14 protein-coding genes and 1 pseudogene are annotated in these 15,308 nt (G+C 39.7%); 11 read left to right on the forward strand and 4 right to left on the reverse strand.

The genetic code is table 11. The features are described from left to right. Positions 1-398: 398 nt before the first annotated feature. Together RT761_RS13285 and RT761_RS13290 are read right to left on the reverse strand one after the other, a co-directional pair. The gene (locus tag RT761_RS13285; RefSeq protein WP_218111901.1) at positions 399-623 is read right to left on the reverse strand and encodes a type II toxin-antitoxin system HicA family toxin; all 225 of its coding nucleotides are present in this window, start codon (positions 621-623) and stop codon (positions 399-401) included. Beyond that, positions 624-842, reverse strand: coding sequence for a type II toxin-antitoxin system HicB family antitoxin (locus RT761_RS13290; RefSeq protein ID WP_218111902.1), 219 nt, complete (start codon positions 840-842; stop codon positions 624-626). It abuts the gene before it with no gap. A 1,430-nt stretch (positions 843-2,272) separates the two neighbouring features. On the opposite strand from RT761_RS13290, the gene RT761_RS13295 reads away from it, so the two are divergent. Then, positions 2,273-3,820: a DUF5050 domain-containing protein gene (locus RT761_RS13295; RefSeq protein ID WP_218111903.1), complete on the forward strand. Its 1,548-nt coding sequence runs from the start codon at positions 2,273-2,275 to the stop codon at positions 3,818-3,820. A gap of 1 nt (position 3,821) precedes the next feature. Further along, positions 3,822-5,003, forward strand: a complete 1,182-nt coding sequence (locus tag RT761_RS13300) for a hypothetical protein (protein ID WP_218111904.1) — start codon at positions 3,822-3,824, stop codon at positions 5,001-5,003. Between the two features lie 281 nt (positions 5,004-5,284). Here the strand turns inward: RT761_RS13300 and RT761_RS13305 are convergent, their stop codons facing one another. Continuing rightward, positions 5,285-5,500: a hypothetical protein gene (locus RT761_RS13305; RefSeq protein WP_218111905.1), complete on the reverse strand. Its 216-nt coding sequence runs from the start codon at positions 5,498-5,500 to the stop codon at positions 5,285-5,287. A gap of 364 nt (positions 5,501-5,864) precedes the next feature. Between RT761_RS13305 and RT761_RS13310 the strand changes: the two genes are divergently transcribed. The 6 genes from RT761_RS13310 (at position 5,865) to RT761_RS13335 (ending at position 11,086) form a co-directional block, all read left to right on the forward strand. Beyond that, a complete protein-coding gene (locus RT761_RS13310) occupies positions 5,865-6,104 on the forward strand; it encodes a DUF433 domain-containing protein (RefSeq protein ID WP_218111906.1) in 240 nt (79 codons plus the stop codon). Continuing rightward, positions 6,101-6,457, forward strand: a complete 357-nt coding sequence (locus RT761_RS13315; protein ID WP_281387996.1) for a DUF5615 family PIN-like protein — start codon at positions 6,101-6,103, stop codon at positions 6,455-6,457. Before RT761_RS13310 ends, RT761_RS13315 begins: the two co-directional genes overlap by 4 nt. Positions 6,458-6,777: 320 nt before the next feature. Further along, positions 6,778-7,023: a hypothetical protein gene (locus RT761_RS13320; RefSeq protein WP_218111908.1), complete on the forward strand. Its 246-nt coding sequence runs from the start codon at positions 6,778-6,780 to the stop codon at positions 7,021-7,023. A gap of 430 nt (positions 7,024-7,453) precedes the next feature. Beyond that, entirely contained in the window at positions 7,454-7,702 is a 249-nt protein-coding gene (locus tag RT761_RS13325) for a hypothetical protein (RefSeq protein WP_218111909.1), read from the forward strand. Then, positions 7,692-8,045 carry a type II toxin-antitoxin system PemK/MazF family toxin gene (locus tag RT761_RS13330; protein ID WP_218111910.1) on the forward strand — a complete coding sequence of 118 codons (354 nt, stop codon included), beginning with the start codon at positions 7,692-7,694 and terminating at the stop codon, positions 8,043-8,045. The genes RT761_RS13325 and RT761_RS13330 overlap by 11 nt, the downstream gene beginning before the upstream one ends. A 356-nt stretch (positions 8,046-8,401) precedes the next feature. Beyond that, a complete protein-coding gene (locus tag RT761_RS13335; protein WP_218111911.1) occupies positions 8,402-11,086 on the forward strand; it encodes an MSCRAMM family protein in 2,685 nt (894 codons plus the stop codon). A 1,359-nt stretch (positions 11,087-12,445) separates the two neighbouring features. Here the strand turns inward: RT761_RS13335 and RT761_RS13340 are convergent. Next, a pseudogene (locus RT761_RS13340) lies at positions 12,446-12,877 on the reverse strand (transposase); the annotation flags it as partial. A 689-nt stretch (positions 12,878-13,566) separates the two neighbouring features. Here RT761_RS13340 and RT761_RS13345 point away from each other — a divergent pair. From RT761_RS13345 to RT761_RS13355, 3 genes are all read left to right on the forward strand, one after another. Further along, a complete protein-coding gene (locus RT761_RS13345; RefSeq protein WP_218111913.1) occupies positions 13,567-13,830 on the forward strand; it encodes a DUF4372 domain-containing protein in 264 nt (87 codons plus the stop codon). A 127-nt stretch (positions 13,831-13,957) separates the two neighbouring features. Beyond that, positions 13,958-14,446 carry an IS4 family transposase gene (locus RT761_RS13350; protein ID WP_218111914.1) on the forward strand — a complete coding sequence of 163 codons (489 nt, stop codon included), beginning with the start codon at positions 13,958-13,960 and terminating at the stop codon, positions 14,444-14,446. A gap of 54 nt (positions 14,447-14,500) precedes the next feature. Continuing rightward, complete coding sequence (locus RT761_RS13355; protein WP_218111915.1) at positions 14,501-14,734, forward strand: hypothetical protein; 234 nt, start codon at positions 14,501-14,503, stop codon at positions 14,732-14,734. Positions 14,735-15,308: the final 574 nt, after the last annotated feature.

Genomic DNA, 15,308 nt, shown 5'->3' on the forward strand with positions numbered 1-15,308 from the left:
CCCCTACGATTTTATATTCTTTTGTAGGGGCTTGATTTATCATGCCTGTGGGCTTTCAGGATTGACCCTCATGCTGCTGCCTAACAGCATCCCGATGAGGGTGAAAGGAGCTGCCCCCCTCACCTTAATCCTCTCCCACCGAGGGGCGAGGAAAAAACAGTCTCCCTCTTTAGCAAAGGGAGAAGCATTTTATGCTTAATCGCTTTGAAAGTTTTTAAAATCCTAAATTTTATTCAACTCAACACTCACGACTCACAACTCACGATTTATATATGAAAGAATAACAATTTATTTTCAATCAACAAAAATGAGGCAAAATACTAAAGAGGAAAAATAGAAGTTATTTATTCATTTGATCTAAGGTGTGCTCTTTGTATAGTTCGATCAAAAAAGGAATTCTACGATGTTCTGGCATTTAAGAATTTATCAACAGATATACCACTCTTTCTAATTAATCCCCGAAGCAAACCCGGTGCTAACTCTTTATGGTTTGGAATTGATAGGGTTGGTCTTTCTTCGTGATATAAAATCATATGACTTCCAGTTTGATGATCCAGAATGTAACCAAATTTTTGGAAGATTTTTACTGCTTCCTTACCCGAAATACGAGGGAGAAATCCCATTTAGATAGTAACCTCTCCTAAGAACACCTCGTTTTCCTCGAAATAATTCAATCTCCCATGCCTTTTTTCCACTTCCAGCCATCCCCTAATGGCATCCTTTATATTGCTCAGGGCTTCATCAAAAGTTTTTCCCTGACTCATGCATCCGATGAGTTCAGGAACATCCACTACATATCCTTCATATTCTGGATCGTAGGTGATTACAACCTTAAATTTCATAATCTTCTCCTTCCTTTAAGGATTCCCCAACTCATATTATACTTCATCCTTGAGGCTTTTTTAATAACTTATTAATCGATTCTAATTCCATGAGATTGCTACATCGCTTTGCTCCTTGTAATAACGATTAAAAGCTCCTTCTCCCTTGCCGGGAGAAGTTGAAAAACAAAATTTTAAAGTAATTTAATCTCCCCCTTTAGAAAAGGGGGTAAGGGGGGATTTGATTTTTTTTCCTGCTCCGTCATTGCAAGGAACGTCCTGTGCGACATGGCAATCTCATCGCCCCACTCTGTCATTCTGAGGAGTCCGGTGTCTTCTACCGGACGACGTGAGAATCTCATCCTTTTAATTATTTATGAAGTAAAAATCCAAAACACAATATGCTATGGCATGTCGCTACATTAATTGAGCACGATAAATTGTAGACCTTACATTTTTAAAAAGTACTTTAATGTGGTTTGCCTTATCAAACCACATTATTTATCGTCATTGCGAGGAACGAAGTGACGTGGCAATCTCTTTTAGAAAGCTTTTCTTTTATGAAATTATAAAAAGATATGCTTCTTATTTTAGAAAGTGCCACTCATAAAGACATCAATTATTTTATAGTACTTCATTTATTAATTAGGAAATGAAAATTTCATTGAGAGATTGCCACGACCTCAAAAAACGAGGTCTCGCAATGACGGATTGAGTTGATGAGATCCTCACGGCTTCAAAACACGAAGCCTCAGGATGACGCCTTTTTTATTCGTTCCTATATTTTCAGGACAAACCATCATGCTACTTTCTTACCAACAAATGAGAATGAAAACCCAAGATTCGACATGCCATGGCATGTCGCTATATTAGATGAAGATCGGACGCAATACATTGTGTCCCTCCATTTTTTAATTCTTTTGAAAGGGCTTGATTTATCATACCCGCAGGTTTTTAGGATAGAACCTCATGCTGCTTTCGCAGCACCAGATGACAATGAAAATAAGTTGCCCCCTCACCCTGGCCCTCTCCCGCCGAGGGGCGAGGGAAAAAAGAACAAAAGAATTCAGAGTTCCTTCTCCCTTGATGGGAGAAGGTGAGGATGAGGGTGAAAACCAAGAATGAGATTCCAGTTGGTTGCACTCATTAAGATATCTATAAAAAACATACCTGTATTTTTAGGATAGAACCTCATCATGCCGCTTAGTTCGTAAGACCAGATGAGGATAAAAAATAACTATCCAGAAAACAATCTCCCCCTTTAGAAAAGGGGGTAAGGGGGGATTTGATTTTATTGAAACAAATCGAATCCCGAACTGCATTTCCCTTTAGCCAAAGGAAGAGGGCTTTTTATTATTCTACTCACCACTCCCAATTCACGACTCACGGTATTCCCAAGATTGAATTTGTAATGATACAATACGATGGAAAAACAGGAGGGGGGAATTATTTTGTTCAAAACATTACTTTTTTTAATCAGTGTAATTCTGACATCCATCTCTTTTTGCCTTCCAGCTTATTGCTTTGAAGGAGCCCTGCTTCCACCGGCTCAGGAAGAACTCACTTCTTATCAAGACGAAATTCTCCAATTCACTCTGCAACATCCTCCCGATTGGAAGCCGGTGAGCCAGGATCATCAAAACCGTCATTTTTTAGTCTTTTTTTCTCCAATCGAGGAAAACGATGATCAACTCCAGGATAATTTAAGCTGTTCGGTTGAAAATTTAGATCAACCAGTCACTCCCAATGCCTATCTCAAAAAATCCCTGGATGCCTTCCAAAACCAAATCACCCAGCTGGCAATTGGAAATACTTTCGAGGTATCAATTGCTAACCAAAAAGCCATATCTGTTCCTTTCACTGGGATTTATCAAAACCAGCAACTTGCCTGGGTTTTAACTGTTCTGATAAAAGAGAATCAGGCTTACAGTTTTCTTTTAACTTCTGAACCACAAAAAATTGAAACCTATTGGACTCAAGCTAACCAAATCATTTCTTCCATTCGTTTTCAAGAGAAAACCACCATTCCTATTTTTCTTGCCCCTTCTACCCCACCAAAACCACCGGAAAAATCTCTCCAAATGCCGACTTTTTCAGAACTCCAGGAAAAAATACTGGTCGAGAAACCACCGATCAAACCACCGTCAGGGAAAATCCTCTACGCAAGTGAAGAACGAGGGGGAAACTTTACCATCTGTACTATGAATGCTGATGGGAGCAATCGCACTCGTCTGAGCGGTAATCATCATACCCTGGCTTGGCAGCCATCCTGGTCGCCGAATGGACAAAAGATTGTCTTCGCTTCCTATGTTGATTTTCATTTCGAAATATACCTGATGAATGCCGATGGGAGCGGAGAAATCATGATTACCGGAGACACCGAGGAAAAAAGCTATCCGGCTTGGTCACCGGATGGGACCCGAATCATTTTTTCATCCAAACCCAGTGGCTCATCCAGCTCCGGCTTCGATCTTTTTGGTTCAACCCAGGCTCCTCTGGATAGCGAAATCTACATCATGAATGCTGATGGGAGCAATCGGACCAATATCAGTAATGATCCGAGCAACGATGTTGAACCCTCCTGGTCGCCGGATGGGAGTAAAATCGCTTTTGCCACCGACCGAGATGGGAATTATGAAATTTACGTAATGAATGCTGATGGAACCAATCCAATTCGGATAACGGAAAACTTTTCTGATGACCACCGCCCCATGTGGTCACCGGATGGGACCAAAATTGCTTTCTCTTCCAACCGAGATGGAAACTATGAGATTTACGTGATGAATGCCGATGGAAAACAAGCTGTCAATCTAACCAAAAATGGATTTACCGATTCTGAACCGGCTTGGTCGTCGGATGGGAACTACATCCTTTTTGTCTCCAACCGGGACCGCAACGATGAAATTTACCGGATGAAAGCCGATGGAACCGAGGTCGTACGATTAACAAATAATTCCTTTGACGACTGGTGCCCTTGCTGGCAACCTCAGGTGGAATAAAATGAAAATATTCTTCCTGGCAATAAGTATAATAATCATGGTGCTCTTTTTTTCATCAGTTCAAAGCCAATCATTAGGTCAGCTCACCCTGCCTCCTCTATCAACTCCCCCTCCACCGGTTCAACTTGCTTTGCCTCCTCTTTCACCACCTCCGGCTGAGATGGCTGAACCTATTCCCGAAACTCAACCAAATGCAGTTCCAACCGAGAAAATCGTCTTCTCTCAAGAAGTCGACTCCAACGTTTTTCTCATTCGAGCTGTTAATATAAATACCTTTGAATCGGAAAAACTCCCTATATCTGCTCATCAATACGCCACCACCATGTGGGAACCCTGTTGGTCACCAGATGGGAAGAAATTGGCATATGTACTCTGGTATATAACTGGTGAAATTTATTTAATAAACATCGATGATCAAACCTCTATTCGTGTCACCGAAAACGATTTTGATGATAAAAATCCGGCTTGGTCACCGGATGGAGAACGAATTGCGTTTTCTACTAATCGAGATGGAAATTATGAAATATATCTCATGGACACAGAAGGCGGGAACCCGGTACGCCTGACTCAGAACGATACCGATGATGGTGAACCCTGTTGGTCACCCGATGGAACCAAAATCGCCTTTGCTTCCCATCGAGATGGCAACAACGATATTTTCACTATGAACGTTGATGGTTCCAATTGTAGAAATCTCACCCGAAATCCTGCCGATGATACTGACCCTGCTTGGTCGCCAGATGGAGAACGAATCGCTTTCTCTTCAAACCGGAACGGGAATTATGAAATATATCTCATGGACATCAAAGGAAACAATCAACAAAATCTCACTCATAATCCCGGTGACGATTCCGAGCCTTGTTGGTCTCCGGATGGGAAACATATCCTCTTTACTTCCAATCGAAGTGGGACTCATAACCTGTTCCTTTTAAAACTCGGACAGGAATATGCCGAACCATTTTTCCCAAAGGGATACATGGCACAAGTAGAGTATTTTCTTAAGTATTTATCAGATACAGCTCAACCAGATGATACTGTTCCTAATGTTATTCTTACTTTTCAACAAATTCTTACCTCCGCCACCAACTTAATAACTCAATTAACAACCTACCAACTCGAATTCATCGAAAAACCCAAATACCTTATCACTTGGCAAGCCGATTGGGTAAGAGTGAAAGAGTAAAAGAAAGCTCAATGCCAATGGAAACGAGGGGGATATTGACAAAAGGCACCGAGGGGGCGAAGGATAGGAAGAAATCATAAAGGATTAGATCCTCACGCCCTCACAAAGTGAGGGCTCAGGATGACGGATTAAAGGCACCCTCCTTACCGCGAAAGCGGCACCCCTCCAAGGAGGGGAATTGTTGAATATATTCCCCCATTGAGGGGGGATTTAAGGGGGGTGTGCCTTTTCTTTTTTGTTTGATCTCTTTTTGCTAGTTTTTGGATTTTTAAGATAGACATTCATGCCACGTTGTGGCACCAGATGAGGATGAAAGTACTTACCCAAGAATCGTTTCCCCCTTTAGCAAAGGGGGTTGGGGGGATTTGAATATTTTCCTGCTCCGACATTGCGAGAAGCCCAACCGTTCTTTGGTTGGGCGACGTGGCAATCTCATTTATCCATTCTTTTATTCTGAGCAGGGTGGCGTTTTTTACCAGACATGATAAGCATCTCATTTATTCCAATTCCACACAAAATAAAAGACGACTCAAGAGATTGCCACGACCTCAAAAAACCAGGTCTCGCAATGACGACTCAAAGTTCCTTCTCCATTGATGGGAGAAGGTGAGGATGAGGGTGAAAACCAAGATTCGACATGCCATGGCATGTCGCTACATTAATTAAAGAATGGGCGCAATTCATTATGCCCCAACAATTTTATATTCTTTTGTAGGTGCTTAATTTATCATGCCCGTATTTTTTCAGAATAGCTTTCTTCAAGGTAATATATTGCGATCTATAATATATGTTTTTGCTTGATTTTATAAAAAATGTACTATTTACTATAATATTGAATAGAACTTTTCAGGAGGTAACCTAGTGAAAAGACATGAAAGGATTGAGATTAATCCGGAAATAATGTTTGGAAAGCCAGTTATCAAAGGAACCCGAATCACCGTAGAACTTATCTTGAGGAAATTAGCCGGAGGTATGTCACCTGAAGAAATCCTTCAAGATCATCCTCATTTAAAACTTGAGAATATATTCGATGCACAAGAGTTTGCTGCTGACTATCTCAGCCAGGAAGATATTATCTTTGCCTCAGGTAACCATCTGTGAAATTTTGTGTTGATGAGTGCTGCAACATAGAATTGGTGCGACATTTACGGTTAGAAGGACATGATGTCCTTTATATTGCGCAATATAAGCCTGGCACCATTGATAATGAGATACTTCTCAAGGCTTTTAACGAAAAAAGGATCTTAATCACTGAAGATAAAGATTTTGGAGAGTTAGTACACCGGTTAAAGAAACCTGCCTATGGTATTGTTTTTTTACGCTTCGAAGTTCATGAGCGTCATTTGAAGTGGCCACGTTTGAAACAATTAATAGATCGATATGAAGCTAAATTGGAAGGTCATTTTGTAGTAGTAGACAATCAAAAATTTCGTTTTCGACCTTTAAAAACTTAATAATGCTTGGTACTGAATTATTTAGGTATGAATTTGATCTCCGTCTCTTGGTATTTTGGTTTATCAAAACATTAAGGGGGTTTTTTAAAAATTTACGAAAACAATCCTTCGTGCAGTTATTTAAGTCCTGACTTTTAGATACTTTTAATCTTAAGTTGAAGGTTGCTATCCTGTTGATCTCCTAAGATAGACGTTCCTGTAATGTCAAAACACCAGATAAGAATGAAAATATTTGTACGATAATCAATCTCCTCTCCTCCCTTTGAAAAAAAATCGAATCCCGAATCATTTCTCACAATCCAAAGGAAGAGATCTTGTTTATGGTTTTCTTATTTCCAGGTTTTACAATTCTAAATTTTTACTTCATTGACAATTCACAACTCACTTCTCACTATATTTATAGAATAGACTCTCATGCTGCTTTCGCAACAACATATAAGTATGAATATACTTATAAAAACCGTCATTGCGAGAAGCCCAACAGTTCTTTGGTTGGTCGACGTGGCAATCTCATCCACCATCTTCGTTATTCTGAGGATTCTGGTTTCTTTTGCCGGACGACGTGAGAATCTCATCTTTTAAAATTTTATTGAAAAATATTCAAAACACGACATGCCATGGCATGTCGCTACATTAATTAAAGAATGGGCGCAATTCATTATGCCCCAACAATTTTATATTCTTTTGTAGGGGCTTAATTTATCATGCCAGTATTTTTTCAGAATAGACCCTCATTCTGCTTTGAGACAACAGAAAAAAAAGATTAATCAACATAAACTGGTAAAATAATGCAATAAATTGAACATAAACAGATTTGAAGGGATTTTTTATACTAAAGCTGGATATTTAGAGGTTCAGGAAAGATGAAAACCTCACGGCTTTAAATGCCGAGAAAAACGAGGGAAAATTGGCAAAAAACACCGAGCGGGAATGTGGTAGATTCAAAAATTTTTCAATTGTGCTAATATAAAGAAAAAAGAAAGGAAATTTATGTTTATGCAATTTATACGAAAAGTAATTGAATCAAAGGAACTCGAAGGAATCCTTGATATCCCAGAAGAATTAAAAGGGAAAAAGATAGAACTCATTATCCTGCCAATTAATGACGAATTGGTTTGTTCTTCTGAATACGATAAAGAAAATTGGTTTGACTCATTTTCATTGATTGGAGAAGATGAAAATGAGTCAAACCTGGATTTTGCCTTTAAACCCCAAAGCGATGTGGTCCTCAGGGATGAAAGCTGAGTTATTAAAAAGAGGGAGCATTTGGTTAGTAGATTGGTCACCAGGAAGAGGGTCAGAACAAGAAGGTATTCGCCCTGCCCTTGTTGTACAAACAGATTTAGCCAATCAAAATCCAAAATATCCCAATGTGATTATTGTCACAATTAGTACCAAAGGGAGACCTTTGCCTTTTCACATCTCCGTAACTCCAACAGCTTTAAATGGTCTCAACCAGATATCATATATAAAATGTGAACAGATATTAACAATTTCAAAAGATCGTTTATTTAGATATTGTGGTTTTTTAGAAGCAGATATTTTAAAAAAGGTCGATGTTGCATTAAAAGGGGTATTGAACATTTAGTAAATTAATTGAGAATCCATCTATCCCTTCAAAGCTTTTCCAAACTTAGACTATTCTAATTAATTATTCAGAAAGTTACAACAAAGCATGAAAACCTCATCCTTATAAAAAATTGTGAACTTAGAAAAGTCCCCTCCCCTTGCCCCCTCGGCGTTTTTCGCCAATTCCCCGGCATACCCTTTACAAGGTTTTTAATTTCTTTTAATACTTTAATGCTTAATCGGGACTTTTTTTACTAAAAATTTGTGACATTTAGAACTTGAATTAGTGCTAGTTTCCCATGGTTAGCCCGTTATCTAATTGTTAATCTATACATAATTATAATTTTATATTTTTCCCGAGAGGAGGGATTATTCGTGAATAGAAAAAAACTATGGTTTTTCGTCTTAACAACAGTCATTCTTACATCCTTTATCAGTGGCTGTATCGGTGGTGGCCAATTTGGAGCTCCATCAGCTGATAGCTCAGTCACCATTAAGGGAGTGGTGGTGGCCCCTGATAATAACTGCTTCACTGATACCTGTGCTAACCCATCGATCATTGAAGGAGACCCTCTCCCCAATGCCGATATCATCTTAAAAGGAGATACTCATACCCTCACCGGGAAAACTGACTGTGCTGGCAACTACCAGATCTCAGGTCTTGCTGATGATGGGTATATCTTGTATGCCAATCGAGGTGAAGTCTGGGTTAAAAAAGCCATCTCCCCAGTCACTGGTGATGGAGGAGAAGCCAATTACCTTACCACTGCCCAGGTGATTCTCTGGGAAGTGATTGAAAGTTCATCTCCTGGTTCGATTCCGATCAAAGACATTCCAGATGTCATCCCTTTTGAAAATATCCCTGACGAATTCTATGAGGCTGTTAAAAACGCTTTGGCTGATTGCCGGGATGCTCAACAAGATAAAACGGTCATTGGTCTTGCCAAAACTTATGCCCTGGCAAATTTTGGTGCTCCCTGTGCACCTTGCGTTGAGGGAAATCCAGATTCTACTCCCTGTGTATGTCCAACTCCAACACCAACCCCAACACCTACACCGACTCCTACACCCACCCCGACTCCAACTCCGGATTGTCCGATTGGTTTATTAAAAGCTGTGATATCGGTTACAGATCTTGGAAATAATAAGTATAAATTTGATGCCTCGAATTCAACCCCACAAAACGGAGAATTTGCTATCACCAGCTATGCCTGGAAAATTACCAATGGCAATGGAACAATAGTTAAAAAATCTTCTAAAAAATCAACAATTTATAATTCTTCTGAAAAAACCTTTGAATATACGATTCAACGACCCTTTTCAGTTGCTCTCGCTATTAAGAATAAATGTGAAGAAATTAGCATTATTCAAGATTTTCAACTTCAAAATGCCAAGCTCACCGTAACAAAAGCTTTTGAATCTGGAACGACTCCAGATCCCAACACAAAATGGTCATTTACCCTTACCGGTCCCAACAACCACTCCTTTGATCTTCCCAATAATGGAAACTGGAGCAAGGTTCTTGAGAATCTCACTCCCGGCAACTACACCCTTACCGAAACTCAGCAGTCCGGCTTTGAATGTACCTCAATCGTCGTTAACGGAACTGGAGTTTCAAATATAAATGTTGACCTTGCCAACAATAAAGCAACTTTCACCTTAGCTAGCGAAGCCAATGTCACCGCAGCTTTTACCAACAAAAAACAGGAAGAAAAACCAGCCAAGCTCACCGTTAAGAAAGTCTTAGAACCAGGAAGTGAAACAGGTGGTCCTTGGGGCTTTACTCTGACCGGTCCGGGAACCAATGAACCCTTTGACTTGGCAGCCGATGGTCAGAAAGAATTTAATTCCCTGACTCCAGGACAGTACACCCTCACCGAGACCCCTGGCGCTTTCCAGTGTGTCTCGATCAACGTCAATGGCAATCCCGATCCGACTCCTGGTGATGGCTCAGTTACCTTTAATTTAGCCAACAAAGCCGAGATCACCGTGATCTATACCAATAATAAGACGACTGAATCGGCCAAGCTCACCGTTAAGAAAGTCTTAGAACCAGGAAGTGAAACAGGTGGTCCTTGGGGCTTTACTCTGACCGGTCCGGGAACCAATGAACCCTTTGACTTGGCAGCCGATGGTCAGAAAGAATTTAATTCCCTGACTCCAGGACAGTACACCCTCACCGAGACTCAGGAGCCCGGCTTTGTGTGTACCTCAATCAAGGTCGATGGCCAAGAATATCCAACGGGTGATGGCTCAGTTACCTTTAATTTAGCCAACAAAGCCGAGATCACCGTGATCTATACCAATAATAAGACGACTGAATCGGCCAAGCTCACCGTTAAGAAAGAATTGTTACCAGGAAGCGATTCGGCTGGTCCGTGGGGTAATTCTTGGAACTTTACTCTGACCGGTCCGGGGACCAACCAGACCTTTAAAGTAGCAACTGGTGGACAGGAAGTCTTTGATTCCCTGACTCCCGGACAATACACCCTCACCGAGAATCCTGGCGCTTTCCAGTGTGTCTCGATCAGCGTTGATGGCAATCCCGATCTGTCGCCGGGGGATGGCTCAGTCACCTTCCCTTTAACGAGTGGAACCGAGGTCACGGTGATCTATTCTAACTATAAGAAGACAGAAAATATCCAAGATATATTAATTGTTGGACCATCATCTCCTGCCTCAGGAACTCTGGGCTATATTAAAGAAATCAGTAAAAGTAATGATTCATATTTTCAAGTACAGTATAAATTACTAGGTGGCAGTTATGGTTCAACTTATGAAGCTTGGTGTATCGATCGTTATGGAGAGATATCTATTTTTAAAGAATATCTGGTAAGGTTTTATCCTGCCGATAATTATTCAAATCCGTTAAATTTTATAAATGGTAATATAGAAGATATTTGGGGTTTTATTGATTTAGGTAATCAGGAAACTTACAGTATAACGAAAATTCAAAATCAAATTTGGTGGATTACAAATGGTTGGGGATCCAACGATTCATCGTTTGATGATGCCATACCGATGATTAAACAAGGTATTATTTGCGTTCCAATTCAATAATTATAAATAGAATCCTCCCGCCCAAATTTATCTTAAATATGGGCGGGAGGATAATTTAAGGTACTTGATAAATATCTTTTGTATATCACCCATAATCACTGCTGTCTAAAAATTATCCAAATTCATAAAACTACCTCTTATTTAATAATTATTTAAGACAGATACATAAGTCTTTTTAAAACCGATTTCCTCTTTTTTCCCCATTTGATGTTGTCCAATTTATGAAACTAAAAAGGAATTGCCGCCGATTTGGGAACAATCTCTAGAACCTCAAATAAGTGGTTGATCCAGGTCCAAAGATTCCAATATATAAAGAAATTAAAACGAAGGGAAGTTTCCAGAATAAAAGAGACTAGATAAGCGCTGATTGTAACTGGAAATACTTTAAAAGTTAGGATGGTGTTCATTGCTGTCCAAATCTGAATCAAAAGGGCAATACAACTGGTTCCTACCAAAGTCTTTATCTGAAAGATCTAGAAGAAGGTTTCAATCTGCCATCGGCCATTATAAATATTGGCAATGATAGTAGACGCAAGCTCCAGGTAGTTGGTAAAAAGAACTATGATTCGATTATTGTTGCGATCAACGACTTCATTACGCCCAGTCGGATTGATGGTAAAACAGTTTGTCATAATAAAAAAGAAAGGGAATGATTTTATTATAAAGGACGTTGCGATTATGTGGGGGTGGTTCGTTCTTCAATAATTCGAAATTTAGCATTGTCTTTTTATCTGATAACGAAATAAACACCAGTCTCGGTCTATAAGGCAAAGAGTTTATAGTCAAAATAACCCCGATCTATAGTTAAATTGAGCCTTTGGGAAAGGGAAGACCCCAAGAGACATTACACTCATGGACGAATCCTTCGATGATTAAAACAAAAACCGGAATATCCCCTTTATGGTCGAGGAAAAAGATGGAGCTTTATTGATCCCTTGATTTGGTTGGGTCAAGCCCAGTTATAGGAAGCGATATACAGGTCAATTATTGGGACATCCAGATTTAAGAGAATGATTCTTGAAGAAGAACTTTTTCTCCCCTTTCAGAGGGTGTGGCACTTTTCTAAAAGAGTACAGAAAATTTTTTAATAAAGCTCCCCCCCATGATCAATGTTCTTTAGAATAGACTTGAGTTGACCGGGGTAGATCGCTTCTTAGACTCTTAAGTGTTTTATTTCCCCCAGATAGGTCGTTAGTTCCGCACAGATTTCTCGTAAGGAGAGAGTTCGAAAGAATTGATAGAAAAATATAGGTAATAAACTGATCTCAGGAGCTAAGCCCTCTGGTTCTTTTTCAGATTTGGATTCTCTGATTATTCTTTCAAATTCATATTAATTAAAATTTTTTGTTTTTCCCCATTTTAATTACTCCTTACAAAGGAGTCTTTAATGATTGAGGAAAAGTACTCAAGATCATGATAGTCAAATGCTTCTCGTTTGATCACCTTAAACTTACTATTAATCCCCTCCAGCAAACTGGTATGAAGAGAATAGCTACAATGACTGTAAATGCATAAGTATAATCTTTGAACATTATAGCAAAGGCGATCACAGGTTTTGAGATGGCTCACATAAGCCATTGCACACCATTCTTCCAAGTTTTTCGAACCTGAGTAAGATTTTCCTTCCCAGAGTTCTTTGAAAGAATCTTTGAGAATATAAGCCAGGGACAGGTTTTGATTTAGTTCCATCTCTCTCTGGAGCCGGAGTATTTCTTGGGGAAGAAGATGCTCTTGGTTCTTCAAGAGCAGGTATTTACTTCCATTAACCACATTCTTTCCTACTTGTGTGCCTCCCTTGAATTCCTGCCGTTATACCCGATTGATGACTTTTCCAAAGGCCTTAACCAGATGAAACTGATTACAGGCTGTCTCAAGGACAATACTTTTTGATAGCCTTAATATAGGGGTCCCAGCTATCAATGGCGACCGGGCAACCCAAGTTTTTTTTGCTTTTCACTCAAAGAATCGAAAAAGGTTTTCAGAGTTGTCTATTTTCTCCCTTTTCCGATTTAGAGAACCTGGCTTGTTTCCGAATTGATAACGATGATTAAGTAATAATATCGTTTCTTGGCGGCCACTTCATCCACCTTTTGCGAAAACTTGTCTTGAAGATGTGCCTTTTGAATAGCTTAAACGATTTCCAATCTAGGTGAAGGTACCGGACTCTTTCTTTTATGGTTATGGCTGAAAAGAAAAACAATGTATTGAGCCAACCTTGTGGTGACTCGTTTCCCAGGGTTGAAACCATCAACCTTTTCAACGTTATTACTGCAGTTTGGGCATCAAGACCATTGAGATCTCTTACCAACCTTTCATGATAGGCATGAATCTTTTTCACTATTTACGGAAAGTGATAAAAGACTAAATCATACCGTTTATTACATCTGTCCAAAATAGCTTTTTTCTCATTGAAAGGGGAGTCCCAATCGGGTAGATTGGTAATTACGGATTAACAAAAAACTCGAAAGGTGGTCTCCCCCATGAATAAGTGTAGCAGTGTTTTTGGTCAAATTCTTCAGATATTTAATCGGTATGAATTTGAAAGAATGGTTAGTGAAACCCAATCTGAAAAAGGAAGCAAGGGTTTTAGTTCCTGGGATCAATTCGTTGCCATGCTTTTCTGTCAATTAGGCCAAGCCCATTCCCTCCGAGAGATCTGTGGAGGACTGGCGACTTGCCTGGGAAAAATAAAACACTTAGGAGTGAAAGGAGCTCCCCACCGGTCAACGCTGGCTTATTCATGAGAACATCGACCCTGGGAGCTCTACCAAAACATGTTTTATGCTTTGTTAGAAAAATGCCAATCTCTTACCAAGGGAAAGAAAAAATTCAGATTCAAGAACAAGCTTTTAAGTCTCGATGCTTCAACCATTGAACTTGAGTAGTACTCTCTTTGACTGGGCTCGGTTTCGGCAAACCAAAGGAGCGGTGAAGCTCCATCTCCTCCTTGATCACGAAGGCTACCTTCCCGTCTTTTCTACGATCAGTGAAGGCTGTGTTCATGAGGTCAATATAGCCCGAGAACTTTCCTTTCCCAAGGGTTCGATTTTAGCCATTGACCGAGGCTATACTGATTATTCCCTCTTTTCCCACTGGACCGACACTGGGGTTTACTTCGTTACCAGACAAAAAGACAATGCTAGCTACCGGGTGGTTGAAAAAAGACCGGTCCCTCAAAACCGTAACATCCTCAAAGATGAGATCATTCTCTTTACTGGTTATTATGCCAAGCAATACTATCCTAACCCTGTACGACGGATCGAAGTAGATGACCGCGACAACAACCGAGTGATTGTTTGTCTGACTAACCACTTCGATTTTGGAGTGACTCCCATTGCTCGAATCTATCAAGAACGCTAGCAGATTGAAACCTTCTTTAAAACCATCAAACAGAACTTAAAGATCAAGACCTTTGTGGGGACCAGCCAGAATGCTCTCTTCATTCAGATTTGGACAGCTCTCATCACCATCTTACTTTTAAAGTACCTCCAGTTCCAATCAACTCGGGCCTGGTCGCTTTCAACGCTGGTCGCTTTGCTTCGTTATAATCTCTTTACCTATCGGGGTTTGTGGGCTTGGATCAATCATCCCTTTGAGGTTCCAGTGCTCGTTCCAAATGTAACGGCAATCCCTATTCCTTTTCAATAATTTGGACAGCATCCAAAAAGGAGGAACCTGGTTTTGAAAAGGTGCATTAACCTGTCTTAAAGGCTGGTGTGATAAGGGGTGATTTTATGAATTTGGATTATTTTGGACAGCAGTGACCATTTATCTAAATGAAGAGTCAGGATTACTATCTTTTTTTCTTGATCATAAGGCTGTTTTGTTATCTTCACTCGACAAAAAACCAAAGAATGGATTTAAACTGTATTTGGAGCATCGCTTCGTCTTCCATGGATTGGCTTTGTTGATAATAATACTGTAGCCAGAAAAGCAAGTGGTATCCATTTTTGTTTCGCTTTTCTATCAATTATTTAGGATAAAAGAAGTAGAATTTTAAATCTAAAGAAAAAATACTACTCCACGCTTATTCATTGTGGAGCCCACCTTTTTTAATTTTTTGTTAATTTGTTATTATGAATCTTACCGATTTGAACTCCTAATTCAATAAGAAAAAAGCTATTTTGGACAAATATGTTCCATAATAAAAATTAAACTAATAACCTCGTGCGTATTCCGGATGAATCCGACTACCTTTTCCGTTTCATGCCGACCAGTGATT

This window comes from Atribacter laminatus (assembly GCF_015775515.1).
Lineage (GTDB): Bacteria > Atribacterota > Atribacteria > Atribacterales > Atribacteraceae > Atribacter > Atribacter laminatus.